The organism is Polaromonas sp. YR568 (assembly GCF_943369675.1).
Taxonomy (GTDB): domain Bacteria; phylum Pseudomonadota; class Gammaproteobacteria; order Burkholderiales; family Burkholderiaceae_C; genus Polaromonas.
The window spans coordinates 1-15569 of record NZ_CALROB020000033.1 but is presented as its reverse complement, the minus strand read 5'-3'; the positions used below and the strand labels follow the sequence as shown (position 1 = coordinate 15569).

Annotated in this window: 13 protein-coding genes; 3 read left to right on the top strand and 10 right to left on the bottom strand. The window is 64.4% G+C overall.

Going from position 1 to position 15569, the window contains the following annotated elements:
• Nucleotides 1-18: 18 nt before the first annotated feature.
• Both ACLV8F_RS17415 and ACLV8F_RS17410 read right to left on the bottom strand, forming a co-directional pair.
• Complete coding sequence (locus ACLV8F_RS17415; RefSeq protein ID WP_411885461.1) at nt 19-1287, bottom strand: type II toxin-antitoxin system HipA family toxin; 1269 nt, start codon at nt 1285-1287, stop codon at nt 19-21.
• Nucleotides 1288-1291: 4 nt separating this feature from the next.
• Nucleotides 1292-1918, bottom strand: a complete 627-nt coding sequence (locus ACLV8F_RS17410; RefSeq protein WP_411885460.1) for a helix-turn-helix domain-containing protein — start codon at nt 1916-1918, stop codon at nt 1292-1294.
• Between the two features lie 661 nt (nt 1919-2579).
• On the opposite strand from ACLV8F_RS17410, the gene ACLV8F_RS17405 reads away from it, so the two are divergent.
• On the top strand, nt 2580-5057 hold the full coding sequence (locus tag ACLV8F_RS17405; RefSeq protein WP_411885459.1) for a P-loop NTPase fold protein: 2478 nt from the start codon (nt 2580-2582) through the stop codon (nt 5055-5057).
• 233 nt (nt 5058-5290) lie between these two features.
• Here the strand turns inward: ACLV8F_RS17405 and ACLV8F_RS17400 are convergent, their stop codons facing one another.
• From ACLV8F_RS17400 to ACLV8F_RS17365, 8 genes are all read right to left on the bottom strand, one after another.
• The gene (locus ACLV8F_RS17400; RefSeq protein ID WP_411885458.1) at nt 5291-6313 is read right to left on the bottom strand and encodes a hypothetical protein; all 1023 of its coding nucleotides are present in this window, start codon (nt 6311-6313) and stop codon (nt 5291-5293) included.
• A complete protein-coding gene (locus ACLV8F_RS17395; protein ID WP_411885457.1) occupies nt 6310-7362 on the bottom strand; it encodes a hypothetical protein in 1053 nt (350 codons plus the stop codon). The genes ACLV8F_RS17400 and ACLV8F_RS17395 overlap by 4 nt, the downstream gene beginning before the upstream one ends.
• A 152-nt stretch (nt 7363-7514) precedes the next feature.
• A complete protein-coding gene (locus ACLV8F_RS17390) occupies nt 7515-7676 on the bottom strand; it encodes a hypothetical protein (RefSeq protein WP_007863796.1) in 162 nt (53 codons plus the stop codon).
• A gap of 75 nt (nt 7677-7751) precedes the next feature.
• A complete protein-coding gene (locus ACLV8F_RS17385) occupies nt 7752-8585 on the bottom strand; it encodes an amidohydrolase family protein (protein WP_411885456.1) in 834 nt (277 codons plus the stop codon).
• 3 nt (nt 8586-8588) lie between these two features.
• The gene (locus ACLV8F_RS17380; RefSeq protein ID WP_411885455.1) at nt 8589-9617 is read right to left on the bottom strand and encodes a tripartite tricarboxylate transporter substrate binding protein; all 1029 of its coding nucleotides are present in this window, start codon (nt 9615-9617) and stop codon (nt 8589-8591) included.
• 27 nt (nt 9618-9644) lie between these two features.
• Complete coding sequence (locus ACLV8F_RS17375; protein ID WP_411885454.1) at nt 9645-10361, bottom strand: GntR family transcriptional regulator; 717 nt, start codon at nt 10359-10361, stop codon at nt 9645-9647.
• 179 nt (nt 10362-10540) lie between these two features.
• Complete coding sequence (locus ACLV8F_RS17370) at nt 10541-11503, bottom strand: Bug family tripartite tricarboxylate transporter substrate binding protein (protein ID WP_411885453.1); 963 nt, start codon at nt 11501-11503, stop codon at nt 10541-10543.
• 183 nt (nt 11504-11686) lie between these two features.
• The gene (locus ACLV8F_RS17365) at nt 11687-12520 is read right to left on the bottom strand and encodes an aldo/keto reductase (RefSeq protein WP_411885452.1); all 834 of its coding nucleotides are present in this window, start codon (nt 12518-12520) and stop codon (nt 11687-11689) included.
• A gap of 155 nt (nt 12521-12675) precedes the next feature.
• Here ACLV8F_RS17365 and ACLV8F_RS17360 point away from each other — a divergent pair, with 155 nt between their 5' ends.
• Complete coding sequence (locus tag ACLV8F_RS17360; RefSeq protein WP_092130131.1) at nt 12676-12987, top strand: cupin domain-containing protein; 312 nt, start codon at nt 12676-12678, stop codon at nt 12985-12987.
• Nucleotides 12988-13138: 151 nt separating this feature from the next.
• Nucleotides 13139-15271 (top strand): DUF6600 domain-containing protein, encoded by a 2133-nt coding sequence (locus tag ACLV8F_RS17355; protein ID WP_411885451.1) that lies wholly within the window; start codon nt 13139-13141, stop codon nt 15269-15271.
• Nucleotides 15272-15569: the final 298 nt, after the last annotated feature.

Sequence of the window (15569 nt, the reverse complement as noted above, 5' to 3'; positions counted from 1 at the left end):
CAGAGACGTAAAGCATATTCAGCCGGCGAGCCCGAACGCCGCAGCCAGCCTCTCCTGCTCCCGGGGAGGGATATGCAGGCTGCCGGCGATTTTGGGCCACTGCGCCACCACGGCCCGGCTGCGCTCGATGATGTCGTCCGCAAGCTTCTTCGAGACCCGGAAAAAAGGCGCGACGGATCGCGCGAGATCGAGGTCCAGCGCGTTGTCCGCCTCGCTGACGTTGAGCTTCAGCCCATGCGACCCGGGTACGGGATTCACGTCGTAGGCCTCCGACAAGCGCCAGCCCTTGCCGGGCACAAGAATAAAGCCGTGGTTGCGCAGGTGGTCGTCGGTGTTGGAGACCAGCATGTTGAACACGATGCGCGACCACAGTTCACGCAGGTCGGCGTCGGTTTGTGCGCCTTGCTCGATCAGCACCCGGGCGATCTCCAGGTAGCTCGCACCGGTTGAAGCATCGTCTCCATCCAGGCGGCCGGTGAGCGTCATCGCCGAAGCGAAATGAAGCCGCCCCTCCAGGGTGCGGTCAAACCGCCTGACAAGAAAAGTGTGGTGGGGGCTTGCGAACTTTCGCGCCAGGCTTTCCGGCACAGCCAGTCCGCATCCCCTCGCAAGGGTTTGCACCACCAGTTCCCAGGCGCCCACGTCGTGTTCATCGCGCACGCTGGGGAACTTGGCAATCCACAACTGCCCCTGCGGATCGGCCACACTGGCCTTGGGACGCGCACCGCCGAGCGAGCCGCCGGGCGCGATCAGCATGCGCAGCCAGTCGTCACCCGCGGCCGAGGTGTTGTCTTCGTCCCGCTCCAGCGCCAGGCTGGCCGCTTCCAGTTCCCGCAGTTGTACGAATGGCGGCGCGGCCGTGCCACCCTGGTTGTCAAGAAGATCGCCGTCATCGTTGAGGCGCAAACGCAGGGCGCCGGAGCGGTAGGCGTCGTGCACACCCAGCAGGTAATCGGACTCGTGCAGGCGCGCGGCCTTGGCGACCTGGCCGGCCCGCTGCGCGCGCTCCAGCCGGCGACGCATCAGCAAACGGCCCCAACGATCGGGGCTCGCATCGGCGAACACACCGAAAGTTTCGTGCCCTTGCGGCGGATGTTGCCGGCCCCCAAAGAGGCCAAGCCGGGGATCCAGGTGAAGATTCCGGGTGGTGGGGTGCGCAAGCGCGGCGGCGTCAAACTCGAATTCGAAGACTTCCCGGCCCGCCCCACGCCTGGCGTGCAGCAATCCCAGGCGTAGCGGCTGCACGAGCCCGATCCAGTGTGCGTAGACGGCGATGGTTGCGGGCATGCGCTCAACGCACCTTCTTCTGCGGCGCCAAGGGATCAATCAGGCCGGCCAGCGCCTCAGAACTGGCGAAGTCACCTTTGCTGATCCAGTCACGCACATCTTCCGACGCCATCGGCGAGGCCAGGCCTTCCTTGGGCAGAGACTCCAACCCGTCATCCTTCTCACTCGCTGGGGAGGATGGCATTGCGGCAAGTGCCTTTTGCATTCGCTCACCGGGCAAGGAACTGAATAATTTGTGCAGTTGATCCACTGGCAGGTTTTCGATCGCACGGCGTAGCTCCGCTGTGAGCTCACCCTCCGGCATCGGCGCGCTGGCCGTCTTCGGCCGCATTGCCTTGCTGCGTGCGGGCAACTGCGCGTCCTGCAGTTCACGGCCAACGGCGTCCATCTGGCCGACCAGATTGAGATCCTTTTCAATACCGAGCACCTGCATCACGGCAAGGTAAGCACCCATGGTGACACCGGAACCACCGCGCTCCAGGCTACGCAAGGTCATGGGGGCCATGCCGGCGCGTTCCGCCACCTGTTTGGCCGGCAGCCGCCTGCGCAGCCGCGCCAGGCGCAAGCGATCACCGAGCTGATGCAACAGTTCGGCTGAGGTGGGGAGAAGAGGAGCAGTTTTTTTGGCCATAAGGTTGATATTTTATGTATTTTGCCAAATTAAGACCAAAATATTTACCCTTTAAAGATCACACAGCAAAAATCAACTGAAAAGTCAATATTTCATCCATATAAAAAGTTAATTGCCATAATTTTGGCACTATTCAATTAATGCAATGGCTTACATGCCTTACCGGCAACCACCTAAAGCCAAATGTCTTTACCCGGCAATTCCCGCTCCACCACCACCTTCCGAATCTCCGCAATCAAGGCCCGCGCTCCCGGCGACGCCAGCGCGCCGGCGCGCTGCGTCACGCACCTCCCCTGCCGCGGCATGGCCTGGCCCTGGCACTGAAGAACCCTCTATTCGGAGGACGCGAATTTACCAACACCCTCATAAACTTGGAAAACGAAACTCGCGGGACAGCGATACCTGTCAGGCGCTGCAAACTGTGCGTGAGGCTATGGCCGGAAGTGGAGAAAACAGTATGCAAAGCAATGCGCCGCCTCCCCCACCAGCGCCCTCCTCAAAGGCGCCTCCAACTTCGTCTTCGCCGGCCAACACGACCAGGCCCGTGCCACCATCTGACGGCAAACCGGCGGTCGGCACTGGATCACGGCAAGCCGGTAACACAGGCGCCAGGCACGAGGCGGCTGTAGAGGCACCTCTCGGCCCTGCCGGAGCTCCTTCCGTGAACAGCAATGCACCGGGCGCGTCAACCGGATACGGCGTACATCCAGACCCTGAATATCTTTACTCGAAAGGCATTGCGCAGGCAGAAGCCGAAGAATATGAAAAGGAACTCGCATCTTCACGAGGCCGGCCTGAAAGTAAGGAGAATCGCGCTAGTTCAAGCGGATCGACCTCCTCGCCAACCAAGAAGCGACGCGTGCGGAAAGCGGCGCCAGACGCCACCTTTGTCACTGTCGCGACGCCGCACAATGACGACCCATGGTCAGAAAATCTCGATGACGGCTTGGGCGTCACTGATGAAGCCAAAGCGTTTGCGCGCCTGGCCATCGCCAAGGAATTTACGCCTCCATTGGCAATCGGCGTCTTCGGCAACTGGGGGACCGGTAAATCGTTCTTCATGCGTTTGGTGCACACACATATAGAGCAACTATCGAAGGGGGATCCGTCTACAAAGGCGCCGGAAGCGAACCTCGGCGTGTTTCACAAGGAAGTTGTACAGATCCGGTTTAATGCCTGGCACTATGCCGAAACGAACTTGTGGGCAAGCCTTATTGACCACATGTTTACCGAGCTTGACGCCTGGCTGCGAGCACGCAATGGCTCAGACAAACCCAACGAGCTTCTGGAGAATCTTTCCACGGCGCGAACACTTACCCTGGAGTCGGTTGAGCAGTTGGTCATGCGAAGACGCGAGCAACGCGATGCAACAGATCGCCTGAGCAAAGCGGAATCGGCACTGAAGGAAAAGCAACAGGAAGCCGGCATTTCCGCCGGAGCTTACTGGGCGGCATTTCGGGCCGCGCTTGATGAGGCCAACACCGATCCCAAGATCGTCGATGCCGCCAAAAATTTCAGGGAGGCCACGAAGGAGTTGGGCATTGGCGAGCTCACGGAATCCACCATTCAGCTCCGAAGCGTTTCTGCCGCACTTTTAAACGAACAGCGGCGAATGAGTCTGCTTTCGGGCGGGCTGCTGAAACAGTTGCAGAAGAAGCGCTACCTGTTGCTGTTTTCCGGGATAGTTTTCCTGGCAGTTCCGGTCGCCGCATTGGCCTCCCACCTCTTGGGCCTGCTGCCGCCGTACTTTGAGAGTCTCAAGAAGGGATTCACGGCACTGAACATAGGCATTGTTGCCGGTACCGCTCTTGCGGCAAGGGTTCTGACCGTCGTTCGCTCCGCTTTGACAAAACTGGAGAAAGCAAAAACGGCAATGGACCTGGCAATCAGAGAGCAGAGTACCGAGACTGCCGATGATGTCGCGGAAAAGGCTGATGCACTGGTAAAAATCACTGCCGAGGTTGAAGAAGCCAAAGCACTGGTCAGCGAGGCGAGCAATCGGCTGGCCCGAGCAACCCTTGAACACGCCGGAAACTCCGGCGCGGATCGTCTGATTAAATTCATCCGCTCCAGGGCGGCAGATGGGCACTACGCCAAACACCTTGGCTTGATAGCCAGTATTCGCAAGGATTTTGAGGAACTGTCCTCCAATATATTGCCCGGGCGTTCCATGGAAAAAGAACTCCTGGACAAACAGCGGGAAACATTCAGGAAGCGCGTTGTCACCGTCGTCGATGCGAATCGTGACTTTCTCACGAAAGAGGAAATTGCAAAACTCAGTCAACCTGATCAAACGCAGGGGCCAAAGGACATTGGATTTGAGCGCATTGTTCTTTATATCGATGACCTCGATCGCTGCCCGCCCGACAAGGTTGTCGATGTTCTGCAGGCGGTTCACCTCTTACTGACATTTCCCATCTTCGTTGTGATGGTCGCTGTGGACGTCAGATGGGTGCAGCGCGCATTGGAAAAGCAATATTCCACATTGCTGGATGCTTCCGGCGGCAAGAACAGCGACACGGCAAGTCCGCTCGACTATCTGGAAAAGATTTTTCAGATTCCGTACTGGGTGCGGCCGATGGACCCGGCAAGCAGCAGCGCATTCATGGAGGCCCGGCTATCGCGATCGGCGGGAAAAGATCAACCCAATACCATTTACGCTGGCGCGCCGGATCATCCACAAATCGTCGGCGCCAACGTTGCCACGCTGGAGGTATCTGCCGAAGAGGCGCGATACCTTCAAAAGATGGCTCCTTTTGCCGGCGGCTCCCCGAGGCGTGCAGTGAGATTCGTCAACGTCTACCGGCTTATCAAGGCCGGACTGGCGGGGCGGCCCCTGAATGAACTCGTGGCCGGCGAATACAAGGCGCTGATCGCGCAGCTTGCGATCGCCACAAGTGCCCCGAAGATTATGGATGACTGGATTGAACTTCTTGGCTCTCTTCCTTTGGATGCAAACATCGAGAAAGTTCGCAACACTGTCCCGTCCCGGCAATGGCCGGAGCAGGCGGTGTTACTCATCAACGGAATTCTGATGGTCTACGAAGAAGAGTCCTCTGATTCGGGAACGCCGGAGAGGCAAATAGGCGCGCTGAAAAAGTATGTGCAAACGGCGAGGCGCTATTCTTTTTCTGAATAATTTTTTGCCAATCCGCTTCCGCCACGAAATTCGCAGCGGGACGGCGCTGAGGGAAGAGGGACACTGCGGCGGTGGCGAGCTTGCCGGGCGCTCAACTGAACACCCAGTTGCGCAAGTCCTGCGCGTTTTCGCCGGCGCTGAGCCGGCAGGCAAGGACTTCATGCAGGCCCAGCGGGGGTGCGCCACGCCTGAGCCCGCGCGAAGGCAAGCCCGGCGCTCCTGCGCCGGATGCATCAAGCCGCGGTCTTGCGCCTTTTCCAGATCACGCCGTCCACCAGGTAGTGATGGAAGTTCACGGTGAAATGCAGGATGAACACGGTGGGCAAGCCCAGCCAGAGCAGTTGCCGGCCGGCCACCGACAGCGCTTCATACATCACCGCGCCCAGCACCAGGCAAAGGGCGAGGTATTTGCCCGCGTTTTTGAATGGCTTCACGAGGCGGTGAAACTCCTGGGTGTCGAGGCGCCCTTGCGCATCACGGCGAACGTTTTGCAGCCAGACAAACTGCAGGTATTGCAGGTTGTGCCAGATATTGACCACCAGCCACCCCGAGGTGATGTCGGTGACCCAAAGATAGGCAACGGCAGTGACAAGCAGGTGCGATGCCACAAACAGGCTATGACCCGCGTTGAGCCTCCCGGCCAGCGCAAGGCGCAACTGCCGGTAGCCCCACCACGCGCACAGAAAGACGGCGACCATGCCTGTCGCGCCTGTGAGCGCGGCGTCAATCGGCGGGAGGTAAATCGGATAACCATAAAAAGATTCGGGCGCCGTGGTGCAGCGGTGCATCAAGCCCCACAGCGGAAAGAGGTAGATCAGGCTCTCCGACAGGCGGTCAGGCCCCGCTGCCTGCGGGCCGGCCCTTTGGTACGCCCGGGCAATGCCGAAGGACTGCCGGGTGACGTGGTAGGTCTGCGCGATGAAGTACAGGGTGAACAGGCCGCCCAGTTCATAGGCCAGCGCCACCATCGTGACCAGCACGAGCACGATGGGCGGCAAAGCAAAAATCAGGAACCAGTGTTTTTTGAGCTGGGCTTTGCCAGACCCGATCCGCGTATAGGTGGCGATGACGTGGGGGCTGGCAAACAGCCAGATGTCGACCAGCACCACCGCCACAAACATCGCCGGCGAGATCATCGCCAAAGCGCCCAGAACCAGCGCGATGCCGGCGGTGCCGAAGATGAACAGCCTGTCAAACCACGGCCCGTAGAGAAACGGGCCCTGAATCCGGGCGCCGGCCGGCAAGCGCAGGCTCATGTCACGACCATGGGGACTGGAGGCGGCCGCGGAGAGCCCGGCGGAGCTGATTTTGGCGGCCGGATGAACTGGGTTCGGGGCCGGAGATACCGTTCCGTGGCCGCCTTGGTCTGGTCGTAGGCGCTGCCCAGGCCGGCCTCAAACCGCGACGCCAGCGTCAGCCGGCCGGACATGGCGGACAAACCCGCGGGCGGCAATGCCTGGTAGGGGTCGTACACCGGCCTCGTCTCACAGGGGTAGCAAAGGCCGTCGGCGTCAAACTGGCTCGCGACTTGAATCGAATAAACCACCCCGGCGGGTTTATCAGCATCAACCGGAAATGAAAATGCCAGAACGGAATCGGCCGCATCCGCGGCGGGATTGCTGTCGCGCAGCAGGACGAACCCGGAATCGGTGAAGGCGCGCACCATCTCCCGCTTCAGGTCCGGCAGTTTGACCTTGACGTAGGAGTTGTCGTAACCGGGGCGATTGCGCTCGCCGCTCCATAGGGCCTTGTAATCAAAGCCGTGCTGGGGATCCAGGTAGTCACGCGATCTGGTTTTGATGGACGCATACGCCCGGTCGATGTCCTGGTAGAGCCTGCTGCTCAAGTCGTACCGGGCCATCCAAGGCAGTTTCGCCATCTCGCTCTCGTCCTGTATTTGCCCCCACCGCAAAAAACAGTTCATGCACTTGCCATTGGTAACGGTGCCATCGACCTTGAATGCAAAAACCAGGCTTCCCGATTTGCCGTTGTTCTCGATGGGATAGGAAAACTGGTAGGCCGTGGCGCCGTCCGCATCCTTTTTCGCGGCCAGCAGGGCAAAGTTCGATTCCCTGAATGAATCGATCAGCAGCCGGTTCAAATCCTGCACGCTGATGTTGCTGTAGATGGCGACAGGAAATGCGTGCAGCGTTCTTGTCCCTACCGCCGCCATGCGCTTTGCGGCCGGCTGGGCGTTTGAAATGGAAAGACATCCGAGTCCCAGGGACGGCGCCAGGACGAGAAAAGCCGCAATTCTGGACAACATGTTGAAGAGCCCCGGTGACATCAAAAATGGATTAAACATCACGGCCGGCTCTTGCCGGCAGGAATTTCGGTCCGGAGGGGCTGCCACATTGAACCCGATTCAACGGACGGCGGCCATTCCGGCCATGAAAAAAGCGCCTGAAGAGGCGCTTTTTTCATGGATGCGGCCCGGGGCCGCATCGGCAGCACGGCTCAACCCTGGTGAGGGCGCTTGCCTGGGTTCTTTTTGCTGCGGGTGTGCGAACCGCGCTCCAGGCTGATCTTCTGGCCGCGGCCGGTCGTGATGGTGTAGCCCTTGGGAGGGACTGGCTTTGGGGCGCAGATGTCGGCTTCGACTCTGATTTTCTTGGGCATGGAAGACTCCGGTTAAAAATGGCGTAACTTGGGATTTTAAGCCACTCCGGGCCTGGGGCCCGCCATGAGGGCCAATCAGGCATACAGGGCGGCCGGCGCCTGCTCCCAGGCGTCCTGCTTTTGGGCCGCGGTCAGCGCGCGCACCAGGGGCTCCCAGGTGCTGGCATAAGCCGGCAGCGCATCGGGCGCAAAAGTGGTGTGCGGCCAGTCGGAACCCCAGACCAGATGCCGGCCGAACAGCCCCCCCACCTTGTAAAGGGTCTCGTCCAGCGCCTGGTAGGGCTCCGTGGCGCCCAGGCGGTACCAGCCCGAGAGCTTCACCCAGGCGCCCTGCGCGGCGAGCTGTTCCAGCGCCTGCCAGGCCGGGTGGCCGGCCGGCACGCCGGCGTGCATGCCCGCAAGGTGGTCCAGCACCGCCGGCACCGGGCTGCCGGCATGCAGGGCCGCGATGGCGGGCAGGTCTTCGGGCGAGGCATACCACTGCACATGCCAGTCCAGCGCGCGCAGGCGAGGCGCCAGGGCCTTGAAACGGTCCAGCGCGCTTTGGCCCTCCCCAGCCTTCAGGCTGTCGCCGACGGGTGACACCAGGTTAAAGCGCACGCCGCGCACACCCAGCCCGTGCATGGCCTCCAGCGCCCTGTCGTCGACGGACGGCGGCAGCACCACCACGCCGCGGTGCCGGCCCTGGCCGGCGTCCAGGGCATCGAGCAGCACGCTGTTGTCGGTGCCGTACACGCTGGGCTGCACCAGCACCAGGTGGCCGAAGCCGTTGGCGCGGGCCAGTTTTTCGATGTCGGCGAGCGGCCTGTGCGCGGGCCGGTAATGGCCCTCGGCCACCGCCGCCTGGGCGTCGAACACGTGGACGTGGCTGTCCCAGCAGGGCGCCACCTGGTTGATCGCCGCATCCATGGCTTAGCCCGCGGTGATCTTGCGGTCCTTGACGATGCGGCCCCATTTGAGCTGCTGCGCCTTGAGGAACGCCTGGGTCAGCCCCTCCGGCCCCTCGGGGAAGGCCTCGCCGCTCAGGCTGCGGATGCGGCCCAGCACTTCGGGGTCGGCCATGGTCTTGCGGATGGCGGCGACCAGCGCGGCCTTTGATTTGGGGTCTATGCCGGCGGGCGCCAGCACCGGGTTCCATTCGAGCACCTCGTAGGCCGGCACGCCGGCCTCTTCCATGGTCGGCATGTCGGGCAGCGAGCGCGTGCGGCGCCGGCTGGTCACCGCCAGCGGGCGCAAGCGCCCCGACTGGATCTGCCCCAGCGACGAAGCCACGTTGGCGAAGAACAGCGGCACCTGGCCGGCCATCACGTCGTTCATGGCCGGGCCGCCGCCGCGGTAAGGCACGTGCACCAGCTTGACGCCGGCGAGGTCCTCGAACAGCGCGCCGGCCAGGTGCTGGGCCGAGCCGTTGCCTGAGGAGGCATAGGCGATCTGCCCCGGCCTGGCCTTGGCCATGCGGATCAGGTCCTTGACACTTTTGGCCTCAAAGCCCGGCGTGCACACCAGCACGTTGGGAAACTGCGCCAGTACGGCCAGCGGCGCGAAGGCCGTTTCGGTGTCATAGGGCAGCTTGGGGTAAAGCGCGGGATTGACGGCGAACGACGAGGCGTCGACCAGCAGCTGCGTGCCGTCGGGCACGGCGCGCGCCACCTGGGTCGCGGCGATCTGGCCGCCGGCGCCGGGTTTGTTGTCGACCAGCACGCTCTGGCCCAGAAACTCCGCCATGCGCGGCGCGATCATGCGCGCCATCAGGTCGGCGCCGCCGCCCGCGGCATAGGACACCACCAGCGTGATCGGCTTGCCGCCGGCGATCTGGCCCGCCGCGTGGGCGGCGAAGGCCCAGGGCGCGGCGACGGCCGCGCCCGTGGCCTGCAGCATGAGGCGGCGTGAGCGGTTCAGCGGCCGGACCGCGGCGGGAATGTTTTTGGCGTTGTGTTGCATGGTTTCCTCCGGTTTTTTGGTGATGTATCAGGTGATCGCGACGGTGTAGTGAAAGGCATGCGCATCGCCGCGCGTGTGGCGCACTTCGACGCAGTGGCCGGCCAGGTCGTAGGCGTAACGCGTGACCAGCGCGCAGGGGTGGTCGGCCGACAGGGCCAGGAATTTCGCCTGCGCCGCCGTCAGCGCGCCGAAGGCGATTTCATCGACCGCGCGGGCCACGTGCACCCCGCAGCGCTCGGCGAACATCGGGTAGAGCAGGTCACCCCAGCTTTCGGCATCGCCCTCGGCCAGGCCGGCGAACAGCGCCAGCGGCAGCCAGATCTCCTCATAAACACAGGGCTGGCCCGATAGCGAGCGCACACGCTGCAAGCGCAGCGCAGAGTCGCCGCGCGCCAGGCCGAGGCGGCGTGCCACCTCGGCGGGCGCCGCCAGCACCTCGCGCGAGACGATGCGCGACACAGGGATTTCGCCCGTGCCTTTGCCAAAACGGAAGAACCGCATCATGGTGGCGCCCGTCATGCCGGCGCGCACAAAGGTGCCGCGGCCGTGGATGCGTTCTATCAGCCCCTGGTCGGCCAGCAACTCCAGCGCGCGGCGCAAAGTGCCCAGCGCCACGCCGTGTTCGGCGGCCAGGGTCTGCTCGGCCGGCAGGGCGCTGCCGGGTGGCCATTCGCCCGCCACCACGCGTGCGCGCAGGGCGGCCGCAAGTGCGGCATAGCGGCTTTGGCCGGGCTCGGCGGGCACCACGGTCAGGGAGGGGGCAGGCGAAGTGGCGATGATTGATCTAGTCCTATAGATGACTTCATCATGGCATGGCACCACGCTTCGGGCACTCGGGGTTTTCACGGGCGTTGGCCAGCCACCCAGAAAAAAAGGCGGCGCCCGTCTGGGCGCCGCCTTGATGCGGAGAAAGCGTAAAGCGCTTATTCGATGGTCGCGCCGGAAGCCTGGACGATGCTCTTCCATTTGGTGTAGTCGGTCTTGAGCAGGCTGGAGAACTGGTCCGGCGTCATGTTCTGCACTTCAGCGCCCTGGGCATGGATGGCGGCCTTCATATCGGCCGTGGCCAGCAGCTTGTTGACCTCGGCATTGACCGTGGCCACGATGTCCTTGGGCGTGCCGGCCGGCATGAAGAGGCCGTACCAGGTGCTGACGTCAAAGTCCTTGTAGCCCAGTTCGGCCACGGTGGGCACGTCGGGCAGCGAGGTGCTGCGGCGGGCCGAGGTGACGGCCAGAGGGCGCAATTTGCCCGACTTGATCTGGGCAATGGCCGAAGGCAGCGAGGACACCATCAAGTCGACGTTGCCGGCGAGCACGTCCATCATGGCCGGGTTGGAGCCCTTGTAAGGCACGTGGCGCAGCTTGATGTTGGCGGCGCTGTTGAAGATTTCGCCGGCCAGGTGAATCGTCGTGCCGTTGCCGGGCGAGCCGTAGGTGATGCTGTCAGGCGCGGCCTTGGCGGCGGCCACCACGTCGGCCAGGGTCTTGAAGCGCGACTGCACGCCCGTGACGATGACGACGGGCGTGTAGGCCACGTGGGCGACGGCCACCAGGTCCTTGGTCGGGTCGTAGCTCAGGTTTTTGTACAGCCAGGGCGCGACGACCAGGTTGTCCTTCTGGCCCATGACCATGTCGTAGCCCGTGGGCGCGGCGCGTACGGCCTCGGTGATGCCGATGGTGCCGCCGGCGCCGCCGCGGTTGTCGGGAATCACCGTCCATTTGCTCACCTCGGTGAGCTTGTTGGCCACCAGGCGCGACAGGATGTCGGTGCCGCCGCCGGGCGGGAAAGGCACGATCAGGCGAATCGGTTTGGCCGGGTAGGTCTGGGCCTGCGCGGCGCAGAGCACCAGCGCGAGGGCGATGAAGGACAGAATCTTGCGAAGCATGGGGAAAAGTCTCCTTATGGGGCTTGCAAGCATAAGGCGTGAAGGAAAGACACGCCCGCCGCAGCCGGATTGACCCATGATTTTATTCCCCGGCCTGTCTGTACAAGACAGAGGCGCGGGTTATGCCGGGGCCGCGATCCGAGGTGAGCGGCTTCGCGGCCGGCGATGGGGCCGCCAACCAGGCTAGAGCATCTCAAGCGGCACAGGCCTCGCCGGCGGCCGGAAAATTTCGTCCAGCTCCGCCAGTTGCCCGGCGCTGAGTTCAATCTCCGCCGCCGCGACGTTCTCGCGCAGCCTGTCCGGATGGCCGGTTTTGGGAATCGCGATCACGCCCTCCTGCGCCAGCAGCCAGGCCAGCGCGGCATGGGCCGGCGGCATGCCGTGGCGCCTGGCGAAACCGGCCAGACCCGCATGGCGCAGCAGGCGCGCCTGCTCGATCGGGGAATAGGCCATGACGGGCACGCGCCGCTCGCGCAGCCAGGGCAGCAAGTCCCACTCGATGCCGCGGCGCGTGAGGTTGTACAGCAGCTGATTCGTCTGCACGCCCTGCCCGCCGGGCTGGGCCCACAGCTCTTTCATGTCGGCGATGTCCAGGTTGCTGACGCCGTAGTGGCGGATCTTGCCGGCCTTTTGCAGCGCCACGAAAGCCTGCAGGGTTTCGGCCAGCGGCACCGAGCCGCGCCAGTGCAGCAAATACAGGTCGATACGGTCGGTGCGCAGCCGGCGCAGGCTGCGTTCGCAGGCGGCCGCCACGCCGGCCTTCGAGGCGTTGTGCGGATACACCTTGGTCACGACAAAAGCCTCGTCGCGCCGCCCTTGCAGCGCCTCGCCGACCAGTTCCTCGGACAGGCCCTCGCCATACATTTCCGCCGTGTCGACCAGCGTGCAGCCCAGGTTCAGGCCCAGCCGCAAGGTCGCGAGTTCGTCCGCGCGGCGTGCCGGCGAATCGCCCATGTTCCAGGTGCCCATGCCCAGGGCGGGAACGGCTTCGCCGCAGGGCAACAAGATGCTTTTCATGGGAGCCATGTTAGCGCCGCAGCGCCCGGGCAGCTTCATTTCAGTGATGCGCTTATGGAATCAATCCACGCCGAAGAATTCATGTCGGCGGCCGCCCCGCGACGTAGCATGGCGTGGCTTTCATTGCGCGACGCGCCCACCCGATGGAGACCGACATGAAGATCATTCGAAGCAAGGATTTCACTGCCGAACGCGCCTGGGGCGCGATGACGGTGGCGAATATGCAGGGCATCACCACCCGGCTGCACTGGACCGACAAGCCCTACAAGTGGCACATCAATGAGGGCGAAGAAGTGTTTGCCGTGCTCGACGGCCGCGTCGAGATGCGCTACCGCGACAACTGCGGCCAATGCTCGGTGATGCTGGAAACCGGCGACATCTTTTTCGCCAGCGCCGGCACCGAGCACGTCGCCTCGCCGGTGGGCGAAGCGCGTGTGCTGGTGGTGGAAGTGGAAGGCAGCGACTGAACACACAGGCGCACATTCACAGGCGCGCATTACATCCGGTTTCATCACCTCCGAAAATCACGCAATCTTTACCGCCTGTTAGCACTCCCTCCATCCTCCGGCACTTTCGGGTGGCTATGGTGGTCATAACGACATGAAGAGGGCGTGCACCATGACCAGCAACGGCATCCATCCACACAGCGATACCCCCGGCCCCGCGTTCCGGGGCTTTCGCCTTTCCGACCTGTACTGGTACCTCGCGCTGCTGGCGCTTGCCTTTGTGCTGGCGCTGCTGCAGCCCGTCGTCTGGGCGCAGTCCGCGCCACAAGGCGATGCGCCGGACCCGCCCGGCCGCGTGGCCCGGCTCAACCTGGCCGAAGGCAGCGTGAGTTTTGCACCGGGCGATGCCAGCGATGCCTGGTCGCTCGCGGAACCCAACCGGCCGCTGACCGCCGGCGACAGGCTATGGACCGGGCCCCTGGCCCGCGCCGAGGTCTATGCCGGCTCCACCGCCGTGCGCATGAACGCGCAGACCAGCCTGGACTTCATCGCGCTGGACGACAACAGCACCCAGTTTCGCCTGGCCCAGGGCACGCTCAAGCTGCGCGTGCGCACCCTGTTTGAAGGCCAGCGCCTCGAAGTCGACACACCCAACCTGGCGTTTGTGGTGTCGCAGCCCGGCGACTACCGCCTGGACGTGGACCCGGCCGGCAACACCACGCGCGTGGTCGCGCAGTCGGGCAGCGGCGTGATTTACGGCGACGGCCAGGCCTCCGTCAATCTGGCGGGCGGGCAGCAGGCCAACTTCACCGGCACGCAACTGGCGCCGGCCGGCCCCGGCGCCACACGGCAAGACGATTTCGACCTGTGGGCCGCCAACCGCGACCGGCTCGAGGACCAGTCGGTGTCGGCGCGCTACGTACCGCGCGAAACCGTCGGCTACCAGCAGCTCGACAGCTACGGCAACTGGAGCCAGGACCCGGCTTACGGCGCCGTCTGGATGCCGCATGCCGTGCCCGCCAACTGGGCGCCTTACCGCGTGGGCCACTGGGCTTGGGTCTCGCCCTGGGGCTGGACCTGGGTGGACGACGCGCCCTGGGGATTTGCGCCCTTTCACTACGGCCGCTGGGCGCAGATCGGCCCGCGCTGGGCCTGGGTGCCGGGCCGGCTCGCGCCACGCCCGGTGTACGCGCCCGCGCTGGTCGCCTTTGTAGGCGGCAGCGGCGGCATGAGCTGGAACATTTCGGTCGGCGGCGCCGCGCGCCCCGGCGTGGGCTGGTTCCCGCTGGCGCCCGGCGAAGCTTTCCGCCCCGCTTACCGCGTGAGCCCGCGCTACGTCACCCAGGTGAACCACAACATGGTGGTCCACAACACCATCAATGTCACCAACGTTTACCGCTACCAGCGCCAGCCCGGCGCCGTGACGGCCGTCAGCCGCGAAGACTTCGAGCGCGGCCGGCCGGTGCGCGGCAATCCGCACGCCCTGAGCAGCGCCGACCTGGGGCGCGCCCAGCTGGTGGCCGACCGCGCCGCCCTGCCGCAGCGCCCCAGCCCGGCCGAGCTGCGCGAATGGCAGCGTCCTGCGGCCGCCGGCGCCCTGCCGCCGCCCGCCGCGGTGCTGCGTCCGGCGGTCAGCAGCCGTGACGAGCGACGTGACGGCCAGCGCGCGCAGCGGGAACAGTTGCAAGCCCCCCAGCTGGAACAACAACGCCGCCAGGGTGAAGAATCCATAGGTACCCGCGCCCTGCGCGAACAGGCCCAACGCGACGCGCGCGCCCAGGCCGCGAGTGCCGATGCCCGCGCCAACGCCGACCGCCACGCCGCCGAACAGGCCCAGCGCAACCAGCAGCAAGCCCAACGCGAACAGCAACGCCAGGAAAGGACACGACAGGAGCAACTGCAAGCCCCCCAGCTGGAACAACAACGCCGCCAGGGCGAAGAATCCATAGGCACCCGCGCCCTGCGCGAACAGGCCCAGCGCGACGCGCGCGCCCAGGCCGCGAGTGCCGATGCCCGCGCCACCGCCAACCGCCACGCCGCCGAACAGGCCCAGCGCAACCAGCAGCAAGTCCAGCGCGACCAGCAACGCCAGCAGAGGGCGCAGCAGGAACAGCTGCAGGCCCCGCAGCTGGAACAGCAACGCCGCCAAGGCGAAGAATCCATAGGCACCCGCGCCCTGCGCGAGCAAGCCCAGCGCGACCAGCAAAACGCCCGCCAGCAGCAGCCACCCCGCGACGCCGCCAATCCCCGCAACCCCCGCGGCGACGGCAACCCAGGCCGCAACCGCGAACCGTCCCCGCCCTAGCCCGCGCAGCGAGGGCAAAGGGCATTCGCAAAAACCCGTCCGGCCAGGCGCGCTGCCGCAGCCCTCCCCGCAGCCCGCGAAGCAAGGGCTGCTCCCCCCTCCCCAAAGCCAGCAAAAAGCGCGGAGGCCGCTCTCCCAAAACGCCTCAGGGCTAGGCGCGCCGCCGCAGACAGTCCGCAGCCCGCGAAGGAAGGGCTGCTCCCCGCCCCCACCACAAGCAAAAAGCGCGGAGGGCGTTCGCAAAAGCCCGTCTGGCTAGGCGCGCTGCCGCAGACAGTGCACCAGCACGGCAAGGCAG

Coding starts and splice junctions, on each gene's coding strand:
- ACLV8F_RS17365 (WP_411885452.1), bottom strand. CDS start 12,520: ATGAAAAGCATCTTGTTGCCCTGCGGCGAAGCCGTTCCCGCCCTGGGC.
- ACLV8F_RS17380 (WP_411885455.1), bottom strand. CDS start 9,617: ATGCAACACAACGCCAAAAACATTCCCGCCGCGGTCCGGCCGCTGAAC.
- ACLV8F_RS17395 (WP_411885457.1), bottom strand. CDS start 7,362: ATGTTTAATCCATTTTTGATGTCACCGGGGCTCTTCAACATGTTGTCC.
- ACLV8F_RS17415 (WP_411885461.1), bottom strand. CDS start 1,287: ATGCCCGCAACCATCGCCGTCTACGCACACTGGATCGGGCTCGTGCAG.
- ACLV8F_RS17385 (WP_411885456.1), bottom strand. CDS start 8,585: ATGGATGCGGCGATCAACCAGGTGGCGCCCTGCTGGGACAGCCACGTC.
- ACLV8F_RS17390 (WP_007863796.1), bottom strand. CDS start 7,676: ATGCCCAAGAAAATCAGAGTCGAAGCCGACATCTGCGCCCCAAAGCCA.
- ACLV8F_RS17400 (WP_411885458.1), bottom strand. CDS start 6,313: ATGAGCCTGCGCTTGCCGGCCGGCGCCCGGATTCAGGGCCCGTTTCTC.
- ACLV8F_RS17410 (WP_411885460.1), bottom strand. CDS start 1,918: ATGGCCAAAAAAACTGCTCCTCTTCTCCCCACCTCAGCCGAACTGTTG.
- ACLV8F_RS17360 (WP_092130131.1), top strand. CDS start 12,676: ATGAAGATCATTCGAAGCAAGGATTTCACTGCCGAACGCGCCTGGGGC.
- ACLV8F_RS17355 (WP_411885451.1), top strand. CDS start 13,139: ATGACCAGCAACGGCATCCATCCACACAGCGATACCCCCGGCCCCGCG.
- ACLV8F_RS17370 (WP_411885453.1), bottom strand. CDS start 11,503: ATGCTTCGCAAGATTCTGTCCTTCATCGCCCTCGCGCTGGTGCTCTGC.